This window comes from Emticicia sp. TH156 (genome assembly GCF_002855535.1).
GTDB lineage: Bacteria > Bacteroidota > Bacteroidia > Cytophagales > Spirosomataceae > Emticicia > Emticicia fluvialis.
Genome location: NZ_PKRS01000005.1, coordinates 237585 through 258935, shown reverse-complemented (window position 1 = coordinate 258935; position 21351 = coordinate 237585). Strand labels below are relative to the sequence as shown.

Here is a 21351-nt window from a genome sequence, read left to right as displayed (position 1 = left end):
TTGAAATTAAGAATGAAAAACCTGCTTGCCCATACCCCCAGCACTGCCTGCCTCAGCTGGCGCCAAACCTAAAACCGGCTTGCCGGGCATTGGCCCTTTGCCTTCTTTCTCGGCTTTTCTGGCATCAATGTAGGCCTGCGTATCAACCGACACCCCGTTTCTGGTGGTGCGGCCGGGTATAGGCTGTGGAATCTTACCCAACCCTTGGTCGCCAAACAGCGGTTTCACCTCTTCCAGCCCTGCTTCCAGTTCAGTTTTATAGGCTTCAAACTCGCTTTCGTCTCTGAAATTCATCCGCCCAAAATCGCGCAGTTTCATTTGTCTGAACGACTCCGGCGTGTCTTTCAGCAGCGTCTCAAGTGTTGCCCTCCGCAACTCAGTGGTTTTGCCGTTTTCCAGCGCGCTTACTTTGTCTGTCAGTGCTCTGTTGGCCTCCATCAACCCCTGCGCCCAGGCAGGCACATCATCATTGTCGGGCCTTGTAAAGCCGTTTTCGTTGCCCTCTCTGGGTCCTTTTTGTTTGGCAATGGCATCGGTTACCCGCTTGTCGGCATCGCCCTGAAAAGCCTTGAGCAGCGCCTCTACCCCTCCGGTTGCGGTGTCAATTTCGCTTTCGTCTGTTACCGTGGTTTCCAGCATGGTGGCAACAGCGTCAAAAGTTTTTTCGCCAAACCCCAGGTGCTTGTATCTGGTTTTCAGCGCTTGCAGAATTTTCCCCTTTAATAACATAAGGTGTGGATTGTGTGAAAAATTTAATGATTATGTTGTGTTCATAACAAAGATAAAAACATTATTTTTGTACTTATAATATAAGCACATCCAATAACACAAAACCGTGTTAGTCGCAAAACCATCACGGATTCCACACATGAAACACCGCAAAGACATCATCTATCGCCTCACATTCAGGCGCATCGAAAAGGCAGAATACTACCACCAGCTAAAGAGCATCTACGCCTACCACACCCGCGACGAAATCGGCTGCCGCATTGGCCACCTGTACGACTCTAAAATTGAACCCGACAAACCCTTTAGCAATAAAAAAGTGACAATTGAAGTGATAGAAGTGAGGTGACATTATGTGGCCGGTGCGAAGAACTTTCAGTTCGCAGCGTATAATGAAAAATTGTGAAACATTGCCGCAATGGAATTGTGCCTTTTGTGTGCATCGTGGCAAAAAGTACACTAAACTAATTAAAAAATCACCCGTCACTACTCTTCCACCTTATTGATTAATCTGATTTTATTATTGGTTCGATTGCTTTCGATCCGACCCATAATTGTTAAATTGATGGCCGAATAAACATCTAATTCAATATTCTGAATAAGCATTGGGTATTTTTCAGACATGCCCATAACCCCTTCATACTTTACTTCTACTATTTCACTTTCAGCTTGTATGCCCTTGCCCGGCACCAAATTATTGTAATCGTCATCGTTCTTTTTCCTGGAAGCATCCGCTGATTTTTTAACAGGCACAAAGTATCCTTTTAATTTATACTGCTTTTTGGCTTCGTCCAGAACCACGTAGCTGTTTACATAATATCCTTCTCGAACGGCAATACTGTCTGTCCAGCTAGTGGTACCTTCCGGCCTATTCAACAAAACCCCCGACAAAGCACCCGGTGAGTTGAGTTCGGGTAAATCAACCCTTGAAAGCTCAATTATTTCTCCTTCAGCTTTGGTAAGTTCATTGCTCTCTTTCAGCTTTATTGTAATACTTTTTTTAACCAATGGAAGATAATTTTCAACCGCCATTTTAGAAATCTCATCACTCCCAAACGGTGCATGGGTATCTATGCTGTATCGGCTGTTTTTATCCTGCACGCGCATAACTTTAAACTTCAGTATTGGCGCATCATTGCCCTTAAACGCCAGGTTTCTGGTAACAGAAAAACGATTGACACCCTTCGAATAATTGGTAATGATAGTCATGTTGTTTTTTTCATCAACAACTGTTGTAGGTTCAGTATCAACATGTGAAGCTTCTTTGTAGAAAATGGATGCAATGGTTTTGTTATTAAAACCGGAATAGTCATTACTTTGAGCAAAAGCATGATGGATGGTGAGCACCAGCAAAATAAATATTTTTTTCATGGTATTATCTTTGTTACAAAAAAAGGAAAAAATCCGGTTATGTTTTATCTAATTCAGTTTTTTTTCTATCCCTGCAAAATAAAAACCCAACCACAAAGGTTTAATATGTGGTAATATCCAAAAACCTCTGAACCACCCTTTATGCGTTCTTTTTGCCTGGCAACCTTGCTGTGCTGTGTAACTTTCATTACTTCATCGGGTCAGAGCAGCAGGCACGTCCGTGTCTGTGTCAGTGCAACCGCCAACACAAAAAATTACACCATCAGGCTTATCCGGGTTTCGGGTATCGCAGAAAAAATGGTCTCTCAACAAACCGTCCATTCCCCCTGCACCGATATCACCGTGGCCGCCCATAGCACCTACAAGCTATTGGTGCAGTCAGACTGCTGCGCGGCCATAACAGAAGCCTGGTTAGCAGATACGCTCAAGAACAACCACCGGTTTAACATCAATCTTGAAGAAAAAAGCATCCAGCTGAAAGAGGTGGTTGTAAAAGAAAAAAAAGACCGTTTTGAACGCCGCGGCGACACCCTTTTTGTAAACATTGCCGATACCGACGCCCGCCCCCATGCCGCAGCGGCTACACTTTTTGATAGAATCAATGGTCTGAATTCTTCTTTTGGAAGCGTAAGCATTTTAGGTGAAGACGTGCAGGAAATAACCATTGACGGAAAGCGGATTTTTGGAGGAATATCGAAACTGACGCTTGAAAGTATCAGAGCAGACATGATTGAGCGAATGGAGTTTATACAAAAAACACTAGCCAACGGACAAAAACAAAATCTGCTCAACATCAAACTGAAAGCCAACAAAAAAGATGGCATTTATGGCGATATTGAAGCCGGAACAGGAGAAAACCGAAACTTTATCGGCAGGGCAAGTGTCAACAAAATCACAAAGAATGGGTTTATCAATGCCTTTTCAACGGCCAACTCAATTAATGAAACAGGTATTGATACCAAAGTTATGGACAGGATATCCCTCAACACTTTCAGAAACACTTTAAATGCCAGTAGCTCGGTTATAGGGCTTTATGAACCGCGCACCATAGAAAACAATACAGAGAAACTGGAGCCACGGTTCAGGGGCATCAACAAATACTTTGATACCGGCCTCAACTTCACTCATGAACAAAAGAAGCTGGCCTTTGATGGATTCATTTTTGGTCATTTCAACCGCCAGACTTTCCGGGAGGCCTCTACGCAACAGCAGTTTTACACCAACGTCTCTCAGACAATCAATAGCCAAATGCAAGATACAAGCCGGATCGGAAACATAAACGCCAATATTAATCTGAAATGGAATATAAACGAAAGAACCAGTATGCGCGTTTCCAGCCAGTTAAACCATCAAAACCAAAGCAGGTCGGTAACTGACACCACAATTACCGGTTTTTCAAACGTACCTGCCAACACTTTAATTATCTCCCGAAGTCAGAAAGATATCAATGCACTGAACCACATATCTCAACTGAGCCTGGTGCAGAAAGGCCGCCGGGGTGGCTTTGTAAGTTCACTATACTTTAGGCTCGACAACCAGTTTCAGGCAGATTCAAACCATTTTGACAATTCACTGCAGAACCCCGCTGCCCGATTGCACCAAAACCAGATAATCAACAAAAGACAGAATAATACCACCCAAACCGTTCAGCTGGTACAGTCTGTACCGCTGTCCAGCCAGTTTCTGATAGAAGGTAAACTAAAAGGCATGTTTGAGAACTATTCCATCCGCCAACATACTTCCTGGCCAATTGAGGGCAATCCGCCGGTGCCTGCCGCCAATTCTGTCAATAACCAAATTATTGAAACCGGCATCTATGTCTTATACAAACGCGCAAAGATTGACATCATCAGCGGGCTGGCCTACGCTTACTGGCATATACACAGGCAAACCCTAAAAGACTGTTTTACAGACAGTCCCTCTTTTTTGTTTAATCCGTTCACTAAAATAGAGTACCGCTTTCCGTCAGGAAAACTTTCGGCAAGATTCGCTCAGGAGCCTCTTTTACCCGGAGCAATCGCATTGATTACCCCCCCGGATAGCAGCAATCTGAACCAGATTACTGTGGGCAACTTGTATCTGAATCCCTATCAGCAGAAAACATTTGAACTCAATACCCACCTACAGACAAGAAACGGGCATCAGTTTAACCTCAACTTCAACTATAAGCGCCTTAGTGGGGCTGTCATAAATGAAAACTTTTACCAGCCGGATTTGAATATATTTACTTCGGGCTTCATCAATGCCCCGGCCCCTGTAAGCAACTGGAACCTGAATTTCAGCGCGTATCAGATAAAACTTAAAAGTAAATTCTCATGGTTCTTCATGGGCGGCATGTATCAGATAAACTCCCTGATAAAAACCCGCGAAGCGCTTTCGCCGTTGCAACTAAACCTGGCGTATCTGAATGTAAATACAACACTAAAACTGAAAAGCACATTTAATCTGAAAGCCAACTGGGAGTCTCAGTTCAGGATTATCAGTAACAACGGCATCATTAATCATACAGTAAATCTAAAAAGCGAAGCCGACATAGGCAATAAATGGTTTGTTGACAGTGGTTTAAGGCTGAACATCAACCAAAGCGGCACCACAAGCACCCAGTTATTGGCAGATGCAGAAGTAGGTAAGTTCTTGTTAAAAAACAATGCTTTAAAAGTATCTCTGGCAACCGTAAACATTTTTAATACAAAACAGCAAATAACCATAGAGCAGGGCAATAACTACCAGTCAACCATGCGCGCCAATACCCTACCCCGGGTTATACTGTTGAAGTTTACCGTCTATCCTGAATCATGGAAAAAGTAGCTATAGCAACCGGCTTCTAATCTTACCGCCAACTACAAGCTCACCCCACAACTATTTTCTATCATCCGCATCACCTCTGCTCCCTCAAAGCCACTGCACGGATTCAGGCCTTTGCCTAAAAAATATTGCACCGTTGCGGCTATCATGGGTTGCTGTACGTGCGCAAGGGCATCAAAATGAATGGTTTCTGTATTACCGCCGGTTTCTATGGTAATGCTATCGGTACCAAAAACCGCAAAACTGATTTTGCCCTTACTACCTTGAATCTCGCAATAATCAACAGCCTGTGCGGCATTAAAACACCAGGTACCATTAAAAACCACTCCGTTTTTAAACAGCACATTGCTCACCACCATGTCGTCGGCATGATACAAGCCCCCCTGATTCGTCGCCAGTCCGGTTACACGTTCCACCTCGCCAAAGAAATAATACATCAAATCAAGCTGGTGCGGAGCCAGGTCATGAAACAGCCCGCCTCCGGCCGTTACGGGGTCTACACGCCAGGCATTCCGGGGGTCGGCCAGTTCGTGTTCAGTCAGCGGCGGCTTGGCCAGCTCCAGCCTCACCAGCCGCACATCGCCAATGGCTTGCCCGGCCAATAGTTCCTTCACTTTCCTGAAACGCTGCTGCGCACGCCTGTAATGCGCCACCACCAGTTTTACGCCTGCCTTTTGGGCGGCATGGGCTATTCGCAGGGCGGCGGCGTAATCGTCGGCCATTGGTTTTTCTACATACACGGGCTTGCCTGCTGCTATGGCCGCCAGCGCGTATAGCTCGTGGCTTGATGGCGGCGTGGCCACATAAATGGCGTTGATGGCCGGGTCGGTTATCAGCGCATGTGCGTCGGCATACCACTTGGGCACGCCGTGCCTATGGGCGTAATCTTCAGCCCGGGCGGCATCGCGCCGCATTACGGCTATCAGGGCAGAGGCCGGCACCTTGTTAAAGGCAGGCCCGCTCTTTACTTCGGTTACGTCTCCGCAGCCGATAATCCCCCAGTTAATTGTATCAGGCATATCGTTTCTTTTTCAGATTTTGAAGCAAAGCAAATATCGAAAGAATATTCAACTTAGCAAAGGGAACAGGTTGAGGCACCTATTAACGCCTTCAATATTTGTATTCAGCCCGAACAATATCGGCCTTGTGCTAGTTATAACGGCATAGGGAAACCTTACACGACTTTATCAATTAAATATACCATGAAAAAAAACATCATTCTACTTTGCCTTGTATTAGGCACTTTTGCGGGTGCAGTTGCGCAGGAATCTAAACCCAGATTTACCATTACCGCCGGTTACGGACTGCTGACCATGCCGCAGTTTGCCGAAGGCCTGAGCGATATCCTAAGTACCACTGTTACCGGCGGCACCGTACGCTACGAAGACGCCAGCTTTACAGGCGCTCTGGTGCTGGGCGTAAAAACCGCAGGCACAGGCCGGGTAAAACTGGGTATTGATGTAGTGAGCGAGCGTTTCTCGAAAAAAGTGTACAACACCAGCAATAACGAGTTTCTGGGCGACAGCCGTGGCAGTTACCTCAGCTTTATTCCGCGGATAGACTACCACTGGTATAACAAATCATTGTTGCGCCTGTACTCTGGCGTTGGGGCAGGTATTTCGTTTGCGTCGCAGAAATTCCAGAACACCAAAGACAACCATACTTTTTTTGCATTCAACGTAGTGCCGGTGGGTATTGAAATAGGCGGTAATCTCTCGGTCTACGGCGAAACCTCAGTGGGCTACAATGGCCTTATCAACCTGGGGCTTCGATACAAACTCTGATTCACCCCATATCATTCAAAGCAAAACATAGAACTTTAAAGAAGGCTCTGGCAGAAGCATAAAAACAATTGTGCAACATCAGGCACATAGTGTACATAGTGGCAAAAGAACGGATAGCCACCATGTACACTATAAACACATAGTATCTCAATAAAAACAAATCTGCCCAGCCATTCAACGCAACAGTAGCCGCTCATTCACCGTAACGCCGCCCGCTCATTCATTCACTAATTCAGCGGAACGCCGCCCACTAATTCACCGCAACGCCGCCCACTAATTCAACGGAACGCCGCCCGCTAACTCACTCATTCACCAATTCACTAATTCGTTATTTACTCAAAAGCCTCCTCTTCACCACCAGCTCAATCACCTGCTCGCGCATGGTGCGGCTTACAGGTATCAGATGCCCCCCAATCGTCAGGTCGTTGTTTTCAATGCTCGCTATTTTGGCCCTCGCCACCAGATAAGACTTATGCACCCGCAAAAACCTGTGTGGGTCCAGGTATTCCTCCACCGCTTTCAGGGGCAGCAGTGTCATGTACTTACCCCGGCTGGTGTATATCATCACATAATTTTGCAGCGCCTGCACAAACAGAATCTCGTCAATCAGTATCTTCTCATACTTACTTTCGCACTTAATAAACAGGTAGTCCGGCTCGGCGCTTACGGTGTGGTTTCCGGCCTTTCTGTTCTTCAACTCATGCAGTTCACGCGCCTTGTTGGTAGCCTTGTAGAAACGGTTAAAAGTAATGGGTTTCAGCAGGTAATCAACGGCATCAAACTGAAACCCCTCCAGCGCATAGTTGGGGTAGGCAGTAGTAATAATCACCATAGGTAGCTTAGGTTTAATTTTCAGGAAGTCCAGCCCCGTCATGTAGGGCATCTGAATATCCATAAAAATCAGGTCTATGGTCTCATTTTCCAGTATTTTGTTCAGCTCCAGCGGATTCTCGGCCACAGCCACAGCCTCAAGGTAATCAATTACCTCAATGTATTTCAGCAGGCCTTCGCCTGCCAGTGGTTCGTCGTCAACAATGACACACCTGAGTTTCATTTCAAATCTATGGTCAGGTTTACCTGATACGTTTGTTTGTCAGTAGCAATCCATAATTTATGCCGATGCGGATACACCAGATTCAGCCGCCGTTCCACATTCTTTAAGCCTATCCCATGTGCAGTGGCAGGCGCATCATTTCTGCTGTTTTCAATCTGCATTTCAAGGGTCTGATGCCCCTTTACTGCCAGGCACATCCTGATAAAATGTGGCCGCCCTTTGCCCTTCGACACATGCTTGAAGGCGTTCTCAACAAAAGGCAGCAACATAAACGGAGCAATGCAAATGCCCTGCGCCGATGCGTGGTTAATCTCAAACTGCAGATCGGTCTGGTTCTCGTTCAGCCTCAGCGACTCCAGTTCAATAAAATTCTCTACAAAATGCAGCTCTTTGCTGAGCGGAATCTCCTCGTCGTTGCATTCATAAAGCTGATACCGCAGCATATCTGAAAACGAAGCGAGCGACTCCGACGCCGCGTCGGGGTTTTTGTGTATCAGCACAAAAATAGAATTAATGGTATTGAACAAAAAGTGCGGGTTAATCTGCGATTTCAGGTATTTCAGTTCTGTTTCCAGGTTATCTTTTTCAAGCGTGAGCCTTTTCTTCTCGGCTTCCAGCCAGTTTTTGCCCAGCTTTACACTCATGGCCAAAGTCATGCTGGCCGCTGTTGACGGCAGCGCATTGATAGCGAAAATAAACGGGTAGTCGGATGGCGGGCGACCAAACATCTGATAAAAACTGAGACCCGAGAAATACGGAGCCAGATAATACCCGCCCGTAATCAGTGCCGAACAAACCAGAATAGTAACAATAACCAGCGCAATATAAGTGCGGTAAGCCCCCACGTACAAAAACCGCGGGATAAGATAATACAGATTAAAATAGGCTCCGAGTGCCTGAAAAACAATATAACCCAGAAACTTAACCGGTAGCGGCCCCAGAAAAAGATACGCGAAGGCGTCGTGCAGGTTACCCACATTAATGAGCATCCAGAGCAGATGATACCCTATCCAGAACGGAATATGATGGAGTTTATATCTGAAAAACCAGTTTTGCATCAATAAAGCCTTAACGATAAGCACAACTAAGATACAGATAATCTCCCACCCCCCAAACCCTCATTGACGTACGGTATTAAATAAATGATGAAATGCAGGCGGGGATAATTAAAAATCTTGAATATCATGTTATGCGCATGAAATTATAACCGAAAAATAAAAACAACAATTTATTATAAAATATTAAAATAATTACAAAAATTGCAAAATCATAAAACTAGACAAGTTTGCTGTTGTATTATGGAAAATCAAATCCAAATTAAACCTTTTTCACAAATCAATCTAAATGACCCTTTTTTTGATAGTCTCAAATCTGATTATTCGGAATTTGAAGCTTGGTTTCTAAAAAAATCTAAAGATGGCTCCGAGGCATATATACTAACAGACAATGGCCAACTAGAAGCATTTCTCTATTTAAAAGTAGAAGATGATCCAGTTGTCGATGTTGAACCTGTCCTTAATAAAAAGAGAAGGGTTAAAGTTGGCACATTCAAAGTTAATCCTCATGGAACGAGATTGGGTGAAAGATTCATAAAGAAAATTCTTGACTTCACCTTGACCAATGCCATTGCCGAAATATATGTTACAATATTTGATAAACATAAGGCCTTAGTAAATCTCTTTGAAAAGTATGGTTTTCAGCAAGCCGCTACTAAAACTACTCATAATGGTACAGAGTTAGTATTCCTTAAAGACCTTAATAATTATCAGAATAGTGTTTTACTAGATTATCCTAGATTCAGGCGAGATTCAAAGAAATATTTACTATCTATTTATCCAGAATATCACACAAGGTTATTCCCAGATTCAATTCTTAATAATGAGAGTTTTTCGGAAATAGAGGATGTATCTCATACAAATAGCATTCATAAGGTATATATTTGCTTTATGGATGTAAGTGCCTTAAAAAATGGGGATTCAATCTTAATTTATAGGACTTCAGATGGTCAGGGATCAGCATTTTATAGATCAGTAGTAACTTCAGTCTGCTCTGTTGAAGAGGTCAAGAGAAAATCAGATTTTAAAAGCACACAGGAATTTTTAAACTATTGTAGACCTTATAGTGTTTTTAAAGAGTCTGAATTATTGAACTGGTTTAAAAAAACTAGTTTATTTGTAATAAAAATGACATATAATGCTGCATTTCAAAAAAGGATTACAAGAGGCACTCTCATAACTAATCTTAATTATAACTCAGATATTAGATGGAGTTTTTTTGAAATACCTAACGAGCAATTTTTTAAAACTTTAAAAGCAGGAGGGGTAAATGAAAGTCTTATTATCAATTAAACCAGAGTATGCAAACAAAATCTTTGCAGGAACAAAGAAGTTTGAATTTCGCAAGGCAATTTTCAAAAATAAAAATGTAACCCGAATTGTTGTTTATGCATCTTCACCTATGCAGAAGGTAATAGGTGAGTTTGAAATTGAGAATATTCTATTTAATGAACCGGAAGACTTGTGGAAAAGAACTGAAGAGTTCGCAGGAATCACAAAAGATTTTTTTGACCTCTATTTTACAAACAAAAAAAATGGTTATGCAATCAAAATAAAATCAATAACAAAGTATGACAAGCCATTATGTTTAAAAGATGATTTGCATATAAAAACACCTCCTCAGTCATTTATGTATTTAAGAAATATTTAAGAATAGGCGCTAAAATTTAGCGCCTATTATATATATTATAATGTTAAATCCTTAATAGGAGCATTTGGAGGGTCACGCTTTTAATCGCACCATGTAGGAATTGAAACTAAATACACTGGCGGCAATAATGAAAATCATATATCCCATTAATCGCACCATGCAGGAATTGAAACTGTTTTTATTAAAAACGAAATAATGCTTGAAAGCACGCCATTAATCGCACCACTAAGAAATTGAAATCAATAGCTTTTCGTAAAAAAACACCCTAATTACCTTTAAATAACCAAATTTATAAAATCCAGCTATGAAAACCCCAATCAGAATCATCCCTTCGCTTTTGCTTTTGCTAAGTATATTACTTTATAAAACTAAGGTTTTAGACTTAATCGGCGCATCCATCCTGATAACTGCCGCCGTTGTGGCAGGTGTTTATCTGAACCTGTCTGGGGCTGGCTCAAAAAAACACAGAAGGTTCTGAGTCAGCCCGTTCATTCTTTCAGGTGTGCCAAAGCCTACGCCTTGCGCACAAACTCCGACTTCAGGCTCATGGCGCCAAAGCCGTCAATCTTGCAGTCAATGTTATGGTCGCCGTCGGTAAGGCGTATATTCTTTACTTTCGTGCCGGCTTTTAAGGCTTTAGGCGCTCCTTTTACGGGTAGGTCTTTTACTATTACTACGGTGTCGCCGTCTTTCAGCTCGTTGCCGTTGGCATCCAGTATTTTTGCTGCGCCCTCTTCAACTTCTGCCTCTTCAGGGTTCCACTCATAAAAACATTCAGGGCATATCAGCAGACCATCGCTCGGATACACATACTCACATTTACATTTCGGACAAGGCGGAAACTCAGACATATTCTGTTCTTTTTACTGTTTATAGAAGAAAACTACTGCCGCAAAAGTACAGATATTTTACAGATAAACATAAACTGTATTGCTACTCGCCACATTGCTGCCGCCCGATACCCTGAAACACTAAACCGCTGGTATAGTTTTTTGTCTCAGACTTTAATCAATTAACCCAACCATGAAAAGTCAACAATTTTTGGCCCTGGCTCCGGCGCTGATGTATCAATTCAGATTTCTAAACTTTTTTCTGAATCCCGGGTATGGCACTTCTTACAACAGCGGAGCCATAGCAGATGAAGAACAACTGGCCGATGAAAATCTGGAAGACGAAGACCTGCCCGACGAAGCCCCCAAGCCCGTCGCTGACGGTTTTAGCTATACGCAAACAGACCCCAAAACCCCGCCCGGGCACGAAACGTCTGAAATAGAAACCAATGATATGGATGAAAAGTAGCCCTTTGTGCGGCTCGGGTAGCCCTTATTTTTTCACCTCCTGCGGGCGCCCCTTCGGCTCGGTATCTACCTGTTTTATCGGATACACATAAATGAGGTACAAATAAAAAAACGCCAGCGATATTACCAGTATAATAACCCCAAGTATAGAAGAACTTACCTTTACCCCGCTGAGCGAAATCTCAACATTGGTTGGGTCTTCCTTATTAACCACTTTCATCGACTTATAAAACTGTATGGCAGCAAATGCCAGGCCGCAGAATACAATCAGCAGCACAAAGGTAAAGATAATCCTGGACGACAACGCCTGAAAATCAAACACCTTCTGTGTATAGGCCAATTGCTGGACATAATGATCATGCGCGACCTTCAGTGACTCAAATTGAAGTTTTTTGGTAGCCACCTTAATAGCAGAATCTAGCGAATCTAATGCCGCAGGCTCTAAAACAGAATCAGGCTTTGATGCCACATACTGCTTGTAAAGTGCCTCTAATGATTTAACTGTGGTATCCTGAGCAAAGCAGCTTTGCAACCCCATTACACACAGGAAAGCAAAAAAGAAAAAGGTAGTTTTCATTGGCCATCTTTTAATTTGGTCAGTAATCCAATCATGTTTGTTCGGTATTTAACCCTTTCTGCTTTGGTTATACACAACTGGTTTTCGAGATTCCGCCATTCAGATGGATTTCTGGTCGGGTAAACTTTCTTCCATAAACTATCAATTCTGGTTTTCAGCTCATTCAATTTTGCATCAAGCTGACTGGCATCATTAGCAACCGGCGTTACAGGCGACGGCACATAGTTCGGAGGCCTGATTGCCGGCACATCCTGATACACCGTCATGGTCTGGGCTTTAATTTCCTGCAATACCTTGTCGTAGCTTAGCTTCCCATCCTGCAAAACACTGCTTTTTTCAATCAGCGTAAACCCGAGTTCATACTTGCCTTTGTTCTGATTATATTTTAAAATTTCCTGCACGGCTTTCTTCGATACCACCGTATCCTGCCTTTGGATACTGACAATATCGTCTGCCTCATTTTTTACATACGCGAATGCGATGAATCTGGAAGTATCCAGCAAGGTCGGATATTTCTGCGAAAAAGACTTCCAATCTTTAATCTCCAGAATCTTTTTGGTATTAGCATTTACAGGTTGCTGACCAAAAAGAGCAGCCGACCACAAAAAGAAAAATGCAAATACAAGGCAGGTGGTTTGAGTTTTCATTGCAAAGCATGAGTTACATAGCGAAGAGAACATAATTACCTAAATATCTATACGCAACCCCAACCATACAAGTTATTTTTATTTTGCGGTTGCTGAATATTTGCCCATGTGGCGCGAACTTCCAGTTCGCCGCAAATACTAATACTGAAACATCGTGTTACCTTAGTGTACCTAGCGGCAAAATGTTATAGCCACAATGTACGCTAAGTACTCAAAGTAGCACAATCTAAGACTTTAGACTTTGCCTTTTACCCCCCCTTCAGGGTGGCCATCCATATCGGCTGGGGGCTACATTTCATCAACCTCCACCTGCAGTTCGTCAATTCCCAATAAATCCTGGGCAGCAGTTTTCTAAACTTGAATAAAATTCAAGACATTATGAAAACGCTATTGCTGACCCTATCAGGCCTTCTGTCTTATCCGCTGCTGGCACAAATCACGGGCAGGGTACTCAACACCAAAGCCGAAGCCGTTCCGTTTGCCAACGTGTTATTGCTTTCGGCGCAGGACTCAACCATCATAAGCGGCACCACAACTGACGAAAACGGAGGCTTCCGCCTGAACCCCACCCAAAAGGGTACGTTCTTCCTGCGTATCAGCAGTATCGGCTATCATACCTATCAATCGCCCGGTTTCAGTTTCGCTGATACCCCATTGGCCATGCCTGTTATTCAATTGGCAGACGAAAACAACACCCTCAACGAAGTAACGATATCGGCACGCAAAGAACTGATTCAGCATACGCCCATCGGCAAGATGATCAACATCCAAAGCAGCCTCATGACCAAAGGCAGCAATGCCTTGCAGGTGTTAGAACGGCTACCCGGTGTGATATCCGACCGCCGCAATAACCAGTTCAGCCTGAACGGACAAGCCGGTGTAACCGTCTTATTCAATGGCCGGCGTATCCAGATGGCCATGGACGAACTCATGGCGCTGCTGGAAAGCACCCCTGCCGACAACATCGAAAAAATAGAGCTGATAACCTCGCCAGCGGCTCAATATGATGCCGACGGCGGCGCGGGTATCATCAACATCGTATTCAAAAAGAATGAAAACGAAGGCACACGCATCAACCTGTCGGCCACTGCCGGATACGGCTACCGCGAGAAAGCGCAAACAGCCCTTAGCCTGTCGCGCGGTTTCAAAAAAGCCAGTCTTAATGCGGCTTATGCGTTTGGGCATAACCATAGTTACTCGGGCTACCGCGGGCATGGCACAGCAGACTTTCCGTTTATGGGCGGCTTAAATAGTACTGAGTTCGGGGGATTAACCGACCGCAACCAGCAATCGCATAACCTGAATCTGGCTGCCGAATACCGCCCTGCCGCACATACCACCATCGGTGCCGAGCTCACCTTTTCGGCTTCCAAAAGTCATAACCGGGTAGCCATTCTGGGCGACAGAATCATGCCCGACAGCAGTTTTCTGGGTTCAACAGGGCTATCAGACGGCACGTCTCAGTTGCAGAATCTCATTTCGTCGGTCTACATCAACCACAAGTTTTCAGCACGCGCGCAATTGAACATTGATGCCAGTTATATCGGCTACCGGAACAACAGCCCTACGCTGGTTACGTACCGGTATTACAACGAATCCGGAACCGACATCCCCCCCACTAACCCTATTTTCAACTATGGTAACCGGGGCCAAAGCCACTCAACCATTCAGGTAGGGGTTTTCAAGGCTGATTATATGCTTGATGTTTCACCCAAAATAAGGCTGGAAACAGGGCTGAAAGCCAGTTATGCCCGCAACGCCAACGATAGCAACGTAGAACGCAAAGTGAGCGATGCCTGGGAAATTGACCCCCGCACCCAAAGTAATATTCACGGCAACGAGCAGATTCTGGCCGCCTATGCGCAAAGCCGTTTTACGCTCAACCCGAAGGCAAACCTGCAGGCAGGCATACGGTATGAATACTGGCAGCGCGACATCAGCACCAGCCATGAGGCCTTTACTATTGCGCAGTTTTTCCCGTCTGTACTATACACTTACGCGCCCAATGCACATACCAACCTCAGCTTTAATTACAGCAGGCGCATCAGCCGCCCTGCCTATACCGATTTAATCTCTAACCTGTTTTATAACGATGCCACCTTTGTTTTTTCGGGGAATCCGCTACTAAAACCAACCCTCACCGATGCGCTGAAGGCGGAATACAGCTACAAAGGCTACAGCGCCGGACTAACTTTTCAGTACTATTTGCACCCGATACTGCGTTACCAGATTACAGCCAACCCACAGAACGACATCGGCGTGTCATCACCCCAAAACCTTGATTACCAGAAAAGTATCACCCTCAACCTGAACGCACCGATACAGTTAACTAAAGGATGGAAATTAAACCTCGGCAGCATCACCGCCCTGCGCCGATACAAAATATCGTACACCTTGCGCCCCGCCACAGAAACGTATGTGTACCAGAACCTGAACTTCTCGCAGACCATCAGCCTGCCCCTAAACTTTGAAGTTGAACTCTCGGGCTGGCAGAACTTTGCCTTTCTTGACGGAGCCAACAAGTTGAAAGGCTTCGGCGTGGTAAATCTGGGTATTGCCAAAAAACTGAAAGGCGACAAAGGTACATTTCAACTATCACTACCCGACCTCTTCCAGACTTTTTCCATTTACACCCACATCGGCAGCGTTGCGCCCATTGCTTTTAACATCAGAAGCCAATCTAACTACAAAGACGAAACCGCCTTTTACAGAGTCATCCGCCTGACCTACTCCCGCAGTTTCGGTAAAAACACCAAGAGCATTAACAGGAATACGATTGACGAAGAAAGGGAAAGGGTGCGGTAGAAGAAAACCCCACGCCAGCGGGCGACCATCGCACGGAGAGGGGTTGGGGTGTGGGGTTGTTTTACTTCCCTACCCCTTCCTCACTCTTAATCCGCTCCCATTCCAACTCTGCATTAGCCACAAGGCCCGATTTCTCGATGGCCGTTTTCTGCGATAGAATAGCCTTGCCGCCCACGGCGCTTTTCATGTTCCGCACCAGGCTGTCCAGGTCATTTATCAGGTAAGGCGTAATCTCCGGACGGATATCCATTGCCCCCAGCGTAGTTTTCAGTTCAGGTTTCAGCCAGGCAATATGTGCTTTTACCAGGCTCAGGCGGCGTTGCAGATATTCATCAAAAATCTCGCGTTTTTCCTGCACTTTCAGGTGGGCATCCATAAACAGCATTTCCAAAGCCACGCCCGATATCCCCTGTTTTAAGTCTTTCAAAGTATCGAACGAAATATCCGGTGTTTGGGTGAAAGAATAAATCACCTTAAAGAGCGTTTCAATCTCCAGTCTGATAGACTCCGGCGCGTGGTCCCAGCTCAGGTATGAGGCCTTAGAGCCCTTCTCGCCCTGTATAATCGCCCCCGATTCTCCTTTTTTCACAAAGCCCTCAATTTCGCCCTCAATAAAAATCTTGGGGTTACCGTGGTAGTCGTTGGTATCGGCAAAATTGCTGAGCAAATGCTCTAACCGCTCAATAGCCGTTTGCACATCTGCCCAGTCGGCCTGTTCTTCCTGCGCAAAAACAACCGGAATCTTCCCGATGCTATTCACCGCCGACTCCCTTTCCAGCCAGCCGTCGCCGGTCTTTTCAAAGCGTTTATATTCTTCGTCGGTAAACACCTCAAAAAACACCACTTCCTTATTCTCACGGTAAAGGCTATACGCACGCGAAAACGCCACCAGATCGCCATAGCTATTAAAGCAAGGGTAAAGCGCGTCGCCGTCCCAGGGGCTTAGTTTCAGCACCTTTATCCGGTAAGGCGTTTCAAAGCCGTAGTCATTATGCTTGCGGTCGGTGCTTTCGCCGCTTATAAACCAAACCTCGGCCACGGCCGTAGCTCTCAGCAAATCGCGGGCAATTTTGCGGTTAAAACTATCCATCTTATTGGCCTGCAGCACTTTTTTTACCAGACCAAGCGCCTGTGCCTCGGCCTCATTTTTAGTCTGACAAACCAGTTTTACCGGATTCCCGAACAGAAATGCCACCGATGCCCCCACAATTTTTTTCTGGATAGGCAGCCCGAGCCTATTCACCGAATCCCAGCGGTCAAAGCTGCCGTCTTCTTTCAGCACCCTGCGGTCGGGGCGTTTGTGCAAATCAAATACCGGGTGTTCAGCCACCTGATACTGCGCTTTCAGTTTCTCAATATCGGGTTGGCTCACAGCGCCTTTCAAGAACTTCACCAACGCTTCAATGTCGTCAGTCTCAGCAATTTCAAATACTTTCATTTAGTTGTGTTTTTTTAGTAAATATACTATTTTGTACTTATAATATAAGCATATTTATGAGAATAAAATTGTGAGAAACTACAGCCACAAGGTACGCTAAGGATACACCATGTTTCACGATTTAAAATTGTGATACTTTGTGTTAGTTGTGTTCATAGTGGCAATATTTCTAATCTTTCAACAGGCTTTGGTAAAATGTCCATTTCTTACCACTAACCATTCGTTTCAACCAACCATCTTTGCTGGTATATTGAACCTAAAACAGCATCTGATATGCAACGCAGAAACTTCATCCGTACTTCTCTGGCATCTATGCCTTTGATGGCCGTTCCTTCAACCATTAAAGACCGCGCCGCCAAAAGTTTTACAGTGCAGGCCGGTAAAGACCGCTTCAACCAGCCCACGCCATTTAAAGGCGTAAACCCCAACGATGTTAAAATATCTGCCAAAGACACCGACGGCGAGCTTTCGGTATTTGAATACACAGGCTACCAGAAAACCGGGCCCTCATTGCATGTGCATCTCTATCAGGATGAAACCTTTTATGTGATAGAGGGCGAATACCTCTTCCAGGTGGGCGACGAACGCTCAACCCTGAAAGCGGGTGACACCATTTTTCTGCCCCGAAATATACCTCACACCTGGCTGCAACTGACCGACAAAGGCAAAATGATTTACTTCCTGAACCCTGCCGGTAAACTGGAAGAATTTTTTAAAAAAGTATCTGCCGCCCAGGGGCCACCCACCCGCGAGGCCATAGACAAATTGCACCACGAACACGGCATGAAAGTACTGGGCCCGCCCATTTCTTTATAAAAAATGCTTATCTTTGTTAACATACCCATGTTTGCAAGCCATGCCATTTTTTTATGACATACTGCCGGGGTTTGCGCTGAGGCAGCACGTAAGGGTGTATCGGTTTCTGAATTTTTCATTTACCGATACGGCTCCGGTAAAGGCTTACCCTCCGCGCCCCGAAATAACACTGGCGTTTTATCCGCGAGACCCCGAGCAGGTAACCTATGCCAACGGCAAGCCCTTACCATCGGTAAAATCGGCGATTATAGGCCAGCAAAGCGTGGTTAGCCAAAGGCAGGTCGGACAAGAATTTCTGCTGATACAGGTGGTTTTTCAACCGGGTGGGTTTTACCGCCTCACGGGTATTCCAAGTTTCCATCTTACCAATCAATACCTGGACGCTGAAGCCGTTCTGGGCGCTGAATTGGGCAGACTGAACGAACAACTGGCCAATATCAGCCATTATCCTGCCATGATTCCGGCTGTTGAAAATTACCTCATGTCTTTGCTTATCAAATCCACCTACCAGCTGCGCCCTATCGATAAGCTGGGTTTGGTGATGCTTGAAAACCCGGCTGGTTACACGCTGGACAAACTGGCCAAAGAAGCCTGCCTCAGCGCCAAACAACTGGAACGCAACTTCAACGAACGCATGGGCATTAACCCCAAGTACTTTGCCCGCATCATCCGGTTCGACAAAGCCTTCCGGATGAAAAACGCCTACCCCGATAAAGATTGGCTGAGTATTGCGCTCGACTGCGGTTATTACGACTACCAGCATCTGGTGCGCGACTACAAAGAATTTACAGGCGCTACTCCAACAGCCTTTTATCTGCAAGACACCCAATCGCCTGAACGAAAGTTTGGCATTGTGGAAGTGTGATGGTCATTCTGGGTGCCGATACTCTGTTTTTCATTCCCCTTTAGGGCGGTCCGACGTTTCGGCTATGGGCTGTATTAAAATAAATTCCCCAGATTCTTCACCCGCCTGCTCACCCTCACCGGATAAAACGTATTGGCCAGGGCATCAAAAGCATCGGTGCTTCTGCCGAGGCGTTTCCTGATTTCTTCTTTGGGCTCTATGATAACCGCCCCATTGCTCTGAAACCTCCACCGTATCTCTGTTGCCTCCTCCGTCAGCCCGAAACCCGGCGGCAACATTGCCTGCTGGTTATTCTTTGGGTTCAGCCAGTCGCGCACCGCCCAGAACAAATACGCCCGCATATTGGCAAAAGTGTACTGGCCGGTCTGGTCGGTCAGTTTTTCTCCTCTGGCATCACTGGCGGCCTCGCTATACTTGCAAGACAAAGCTCTGGCTTTAAACCCCAGCTCTGCTATACGTGCATACACCCCTGCCCCCTCGCCAATGGTATCTATCAGGCTCAGGGCGTGGGTATCCTGCTGTAATACCGACACAATTTTTCCGGCCACCACCATGTGGTCGGCGGTGCCGCCGCTGTTGGCCATGGTAAATTGCTTTACAATAGGACCGTAACGGTAGCAAAATACGGTGCTGTCGCGCCCCATACCGGCTACATCAACGCCCAGACGTAATGGCTCCGGATAATTGCTCTCCAACCCATGCGACTGATGATACTCCGCCCATCTTTTCTGTGCCAGTTCAATCCATATTTCCGGAATCAGGCTGTCTTCCGCTACTTTCGGAAACCGCCCCAGTACTTTCTTACGGAAATTATCTTCCGGCCTGTACCATATCCCCTCAAACTGAAAATCGTCGAGTGTTTCGTTGTAATCTCCCTCCTGAATAATGCTGCACCAGTTTTCAATCTTGTCTTTTACCCAGGGGTAATCTACCTGCCCGGGTATAATCACCCGCTTTTGCACCACATTGGGGGCAGTTAAAGAATTAAGCCTGAACTTCGCCCAACGTTCGCCTTTCTGGCTGCGGGCAGCATAGCCAATAGTGGTATTGGGGTTAAACACAATCAGCATCCGTGAGTTTCCCTGCAAATTGCCCTCAATGGCCGCAAAAGTATCATCCAGAATCCCTGATGCCTCCGTAACCACAAACATGGTATTAACCGCATGAAAACCCGACCACGACTCATGCCGGTGAGGGTCAGCCCTGAAAGCCGTCAGAAACCACTCTTCGTGGTCTGTGCGTATATCAAAGGCCGTCAACTTGCCGGGCAACTCAATGCCCCGGCTGCGCGCACGGTTAAACAAGCGGGCCACCTCCGGCACACAGATGTTCTTCACCTGCCGTTCGGTGGGGGCTGTCATAGCCACCTTTGTGTTGGCAATCAGCTCACCTTTTTCGTTCCATTTGGGGGTCAGGTACATAAAGCAGACAGCCGCCACAGCCGCCACAAAGTCTTTACCCCGGGCTGTACCCGAAGCCACACTGGTGCGCGGATTCACCTGCACCGACCGCAGGATGGCCTCCTGTTCGGTATCCAGATGCACACCCAGCGCTTCACGCGCAAATAAACACCAATCCTGTCGCCACTCTATGATTTTGGCCTTGGCGGCCAGTTCATAGTTTTCATTCATCTTCATCCCTCGCTGATGTTTCCTTCAGAAAATCAAAAAAACCTCTGTTTATAGTTTCTCCGCCCGACGTATGGTCTTTTTTATCAACCAAGCCCAGTTTGCGGGCTATTATATTGGCATTGAGCAGCCCCGAAGCCACCCCCTCAAACTGCTGATTATCAATTATCTGCCGTATACGGGCGGTGGTAGAGGCAAATTCCTGGCGTGCTTCATAAGTTTTAAAAGTACCCAGGCTGATGTCGATAAAATTGCAGAGCCCCTCAAGCGTAAACGGGCGCATACGCCTGATATCAGCAGAAACAGGCCGCCCCTGATGCTGAAAAACCTTCTCTTCCAGCAGCGGATTATCTGAGCACCATCTGAAATATTCATTGCAGGCTTCAATCAGGGCTTTCGGGGTTCTGAATACCCTGTCACGCCCGGTTGTCGACCGTAGTTGGTAGTATTCTTTCTCAGTCATGCAGATTTAATTTACACCAAATATAAACATTTATGCTTATATTATAAGCATGATTTTGGAAAAATATTCGGGCTTTAAAATGTATTGATATCTACCAGTAGAGACGCACTGCGTGCGTCTTCAGAGGACTGTCAATTTAGTGAAAATGTTTTCAGGTGCAGAACATACAAGAAACTATTCGGGATAACCAAATTCGTCGATGAGCCGCATTCAATTCGGCTCTACCAAATTCAATAAACGCTACACCGCCACCTCCAAAACACCTCCTTTCCCATCCAACTGCGCCACACAATTTACCATCAACAAAGGATTGCCGTAATACTTGGCAATAGCTGGCTAATGCACAATAGCTTTATCGCCCTCCTTCA

The 21351-nt window shown here is 45.6% G+C and carries 21 protein-coding genes; 10 read left to right on the top strand and 11 right to left on the bottom strand.

Annotation, left to right across the window (positions count from 1 at the left end):
• Nucleotides 1-6 precede the first annotated feature (6 nt).
• Nucleotides 7-729 (bottom strand): hypothetical protein, encoded by a 723-nt coding sequence (locus tag C0V77_RS11495; protein WP_101726500.1) that lies wholly within the window; start codon nucleotides 727-729, stop codon nucleotides 7-9.
• Nucleotides 730-868: 139 nt separating this feature from the next.
• On the opposite strand from C0V77_RS11495, the gene C0V77_RS11490 reads away from it, so the two are divergent.
• The gene (locus tag C0V77_RS11490) at nucleotides 869-1075 is read left to right on the top strand and encodes a hypothetical protein (protein WP_101726499.1); all 207 of its coding nucleotides are present in this window, start codon (nucleotides 869-871) and stop codon (nucleotides 1073-1075) included.
• A gap of 137 nt (nucleotides 1076-1212) precedes the next feature.
• On the opposite strand, the gene C0V77_RS11485 is transcribed toward C0V77_RS11490, so the two are convergent.
• Nucleotides 1213-2097 (bottom strand): hypothetical protein, encoded by an 885-nt coding sequence (locus C0V77_RS11485; RefSeq protein ID WP_101726498.1) that lies wholly within the window; start codon nucleotides 2095-2097, stop codon nucleotides 1213-1215.
• Nucleotides 2098-2238: 141 nt separating this feature from the next.
• Here C0V77_RS11485 and C0V77_RS11480 point away from each other — a divergent pair, with 141 nt between their 5' ends.
• Complete coding sequence (locus tag C0V77_RS11480) at nucleotides 2239-4905, top strand: hypothetical protein (protein WP_143706071.1); 2667 nt, start codon at nucleotides 2239-2241, stop codon at nucleotides 4903-4905.
• Nucleotides 4906-4937: 32 nt separating this feature from the next.
• Here the strand turns inward: C0V77_RS11480 and C0V77_RS11475 are convergent, their stop codons facing one another.
• A complete protein-coding gene (locus C0V77_RS11475) occupies nucleotides 4938-5921 on the bottom strand; it encodes a Gfo/Idh/MocA family protein (protein ID WP_101726496.1) in 984 nt (327 codons plus the stop codon).
• Nucleotides 5922-6104: 183 nt separating this feature from the next.
• Between C0V77_RS11475 and C0V77_RS11470 the strand changes: the two genes are divergently transcribed.
• Nucleotides 6105-6686: a hypothetical protein gene (locus C0V77_RS11470; protein ID WP_101726495.1), complete on the top strand. Its 582-nt coding sequence runs from the start codon at nucleotides 6105-6107 to the stop codon at nucleotides 6684-6686.
• Between the two features lie 328 nt (nucleotides 6687-7014).
• Here the strand turns inward: C0V77_RS11470 and C0V77_RS11465 are convergent, their stop codons facing one another.
• Both C0V77_RS11465 and C0V77_RS11460 read right to left on the bottom strand, forming a co-directional pair.
• Nucleotides 7015-7740, bottom strand: a complete 726-nt coding sequence (locus C0V77_RS11465) for a LytTR family DNA-binding domain-containing protein (RefSeq protein ID WP_101726494.1) — start codon at nucleotides 7738-7740, stop codon at nucleotides 7015-7017.
• Nucleotides 7737-8798 (bottom strand): sensor histidine kinase, encoded by a 1062-nt coding sequence (locus C0V77_RS11460; protein ID WP_101726493.1) that lies wholly within the window; start codon nucleotides 8796-8798, stop codon nucleotides 7737-7739. The genes C0V77_RS11465 and C0V77_RS11460 overlap by 4 nt, the downstream gene beginning before the upstream one ends.
• A 240-nt stretch (nucleotides 8799-9038) precedes the next feature.
• Here C0V77_RS11460 and C0V77_RS11455 point away from each other — a divergent pair, with 240 nt between their 5' ends.
• The 3 genes from C0V77_RS11455 (at nucleotide 9039) to C0V77_RS23125 (ending at nucleotide 10924) form a co-directional block, all read left to right on the top strand.
• The gene (locus tag C0V77_RS11455; protein ID WP_173830542.1) at nucleotides 9039-10088 is read left to right on the top strand and encodes an N-acetyltransferase; all 1050 of its coding nucleotides are present in this window, start codon (nucleotides 9039-9041) and stop codon (nucleotides 10086-10088) included.
• Nucleotides 10066-10446, top strand: coding sequence for an ASCH domain-containing protein (locus C0V77_RS11450; RefSeq protein WP_101726492.1), 381 nt, complete (start codon nucleotides 10066-10068; stop codon nucleotides 10444-10446). The genes C0V77_RS11455 and C0V77_RS11450 overlap by 23 nt, the downstream gene beginning before the upstream one ends.
• A gap of 304 nt (nucleotides 10447-10750) precedes the next feature.
• On the top strand, nucleotides 10751-10924 hold the full coding sequence (locus C0V77_RS23125; protein ID WP_158237941.1) for a hypothetical protein: 174 nt from the start codon (nucleotides 10751-10753) through the stop codon (nucleotides 10922-10924).
• A gap of 34 nt (nucleotides 10925-10958) precedes the next feature.
• Here the strand turns inward: C0V77_RS23125 and C0V77_RS11445 are convergent, their stop codons facing one another.
• Complete coding sequence (locus C0V77_RS11445) at nucleotides 10959-11297, bottom strand: zinc ribbon domain-containing protein YjdM (RefSeq protein ID WP_101726491.1); 339 nt, start codon at nucleotides 11295-11297, stop codon at nucleotides 10959-10961.
• 172 nt (nucleotides 11298-11469) lie between these two features.
• Between C0V77_RS11445 and C0V77_RS11440 the strand changes: the two genes are divergently transcribed.
• Complete coding sequence (locus C0V77_RS11440; protein WP_101726490.1) at nucleotides 11470-11745, top strand: hypothetical protein; 276 nt, start codon at nucleotides 11470-11472, stop codon at nucleotides 11743-11745.
• A 24-nt stretch (nucleotides 11746-11769) separates the two neighbouring features.
• On the opposite strand, the gene C0V77_RS11435 is transcribed toward C0V77_RS11440, so the two are convergent.
• A complete protein-coding gene (locus tag C0V77_RS11435; protein ID WP_101726489.1) occupies nucleotides 11770-12321 on the bottom strand; it encodes a hypothetical protein in 552 nt (183 codons plus the stop codon).
• Nucleotides 12318-12968, bottom strand: coding sequence for a hypothetical protein (locus C0V77_RS11430; protein ID WP_101726488.1), 651 nt, complete (start codon nucleotides 12966-12968; stop codon nucleotides 12318-12320). Before C0V77_RS11430 ends, C0V77_RS11435 begins: the two co-directional genes overlap by 4 nt.
• Nucleotides 12969-13346: 378 nt before the next feature.
• On the opposite strand from C0V77_RS11430, the gene C0V77_RS11425 reads away from it, so the two are divergent.
• Nucleotides 13347-15773, top strand: coding sequence for a TonB-dependent receptor domain-containing protein (locus C0V77_RS11425; RefSeq protein WP_101726487.1), 2427 nt, complete (start codon nucleotides 13347-13349; stop codon nucleotides 15771-15773).
• A 61-nt stretch (nucleotides 15774-15834) separates the two neighbouring features.
• Here the strand turns inward: C0V77_RS11425 and C0V77_RS11420 are convergent, their stop codons facing one another.
• Nucleotides 15835-17211, bottom strand: coding sequence for a phage portal protein (locus C0V77_RS11420; protein WP_101726486.1), 1377 nt, complete (start codon nucleotides 17209-17211; stop codon nucleotides 15835-15837).
• A 273-nt stretch (nucleotides 17212-17484) separates the two neighbouring features.
• Here C0V77_RS11420 and C0V77_RS11415 point away from each other — a divergent pair, with 273 nt between their 5' ends.
• Nucleotides 17485-18027, top strand: coding sequence for a cupin domain-containing protein (locus tag C0V77_RS11415; RefSeq protein ID WP_101726485.1), 543 nt, complete (start codon nucleotides 17485-17487; stop codon nucleotides 18025-18027).
• A 40-nt stretch (nucleotides 18028-18067) separates the two neighbouring features.
• Nucleotides 18068-18892, top strand: coding sequence for an AraC family transcriptional regulator (locus C0V77_RS11410; protein WP_101726484.1), 825 nt, complete (start codon nucleotides 18068-18070; stop codon nucleotides 18890-18892).
• A 74-nt stretch (nucleotides 18893-18966) separates the two neighbouring features.
• On the opposite strand, the gene C0V77_RS11405 is transcribed toward C0V77_RS11410, so the two are convergent.
• Nucleotides 18967-20529: a hypothetical protein gene (locus C0V77_RS11405; RefSeq protein WP_216824432.1), complete on the bottom strand. Its 1563-nt coding sequence runs from the start codon at nucleotides 20527-20529 to the stop codon at nucleotides 18967-18969.
• Complete coding sequence (locus C0V77_RS11400) at nucleotides 20516-20983, bottom strand: DNA-packaging protein (protein WP_101726483.1); 468 nt, start codon at nucleotides 20981-20983, stop codon at nucleotides 20516-20518. The genes C0V77_RS11405 and C0V77_RS11400 overlap by 14 nt, the downstream gene beginning before the upstream one ends.
• Nucleotides 20984-21351: the final 368 nt, after the last annotated feature.

Coding starts and splice junctions, on each gene's coding strand:
- C0V77_RS11485 (WP_101726498.1), bottom strand. CDS start 2,097: ATGAAAAAAATATTTATTTTGCTGGTGCTCACCATCCATCATGCTTTT.
- C0V77_RS11470 (WP_101726495.1), top strand. CDS start 6,105: ATGAAAAAAAACATCATTCTACTTTGCCTTGTATTAGGCACTTTTGCG.
- C0V77_RS11425 (WP_101726487.1), top strand. CDS start 13,347: ATGAAAACGCTATTGCTGACCCTATCAGGCCTTCTGTCTTATCCGCTG.
- C0V77_RS11480 (WP_143706071.1), top strand. CDS start 2,239: ATGCGTTCTTTTTGCCTGGCAACCTTGCTGTGCTGTGTAACTTTCATT.
- C0V77_RS11460 (WP_101726493.1), bottom strand. CDS start 8,798: ATGCAAAACTGGTTTTTCAGATATAAACTCCATCATATTCCGTTCTGG.
- C0V77_RS11450 (WP_101726492.1), top strand. CDS start 10,066: ATGAAAGTCTTATTATCAATTAAACCAGAGTATGCAAACAAAATCTTT.
- C0V77_RS11435 (WP_101726489.1), bottom strand. CDS start 12,321: ATGAAAACTACCTTTTTCTTTTTTGCTTTCCTGTGTGTAATGGGGTTG.
- C0V77_RS11430 (WP_101726488.1), bottom strand. CDS start 12,968: ATGAAAACTCAAACCACCTGCCTTGTATTTGCATTTTTCTTTTTGTGG.
- C0V77_RS11465 (WP_101726494.1), bottom strand. CDS start 7,740: ATGAAACTCAGGTGTGTCATTGTTGACGACGAACCACTGGCAGGCGAA.
- C0V77_RS11420 (WP_101726486.1), bottom strand. CDS start 17,211: ATGAAAGTATTTGAAATTGCTGAGACTGACGACATTGAAGCGTTGGTG.
- C0V77_RS11455 (WP_173830542.1), top strand. CDS start 9,039: ATGGAAAATCAAATCCAAATTAAACCTTTTTCACAAATCAATCTAAAT.
- C0V77_RS11475 (WP_101726496.1), bottom strand. CDS start 5,921: ATGCCTGATACAATTAACTGGGGGATTATCGGCTGCGGAGACGTAACC.
- C0V77_RS23125 (WP_158237941.1), top strand. CDS start 10,751: ATGAAAACCCCAATCAGAATCATCCCTTCGCTTTTGCTTTTGCTAAGT.
- C0V77_RS11410 (WP_101726484.1), top strand. CDS start 18,068: ATGCCATTTTTTTATGACATACTGCCGGGGTTTGCGCTGAGGCAGCAC.
- C0V77_RS11495 (WP_101726500.1), bottom strand. CDS start 729: ATGTTATTAAAGGGGAAAATTCTGCAAGCGCTGAAAACCAGATACAAG.
- C0V77_RS11490 (WP_101726499.1), top strand. CDS start 869: ATGAAACACCGCAAAGACATCATCTATCGCCTCACATTCAGGCGCATC.
- C0V77_RS11440 (WP_101726490.1), top strand. CDS start 11,470: ATGAAAAGTCAACAATTTTTGGCCCTGGCTCCGGCGCTGATGTATCAA.
- C0V77_RS11400 (WP_101726483.1), bottom strand. CDS start 20,983: ATGACTGAGAAAGAATACTACCAACTACGGTCGACAACCGGGCGTGAC.
- C0V77_RS11405 (WP_216824432.1), bottom strand. CDS start 20,529: ATGAAGATGAATGAAAACTATGAACTGGCCGCCAAGGCCAAAATCATA.
- C0V77_RS11445 (WP_101726491.1), bottom strand. CDS start 11,297: ATGTCTGAGTTTCCGCCTTGTCCGAAATGTAAATGTGAGTATGTGTAT.
- C0V77_RS11415 (WP_101726485.1), top strand. CDS start 17,485: ATGCAACGCAGAAACTTCATCCGTACTTCTCTGGCATCTATGCCTTTG.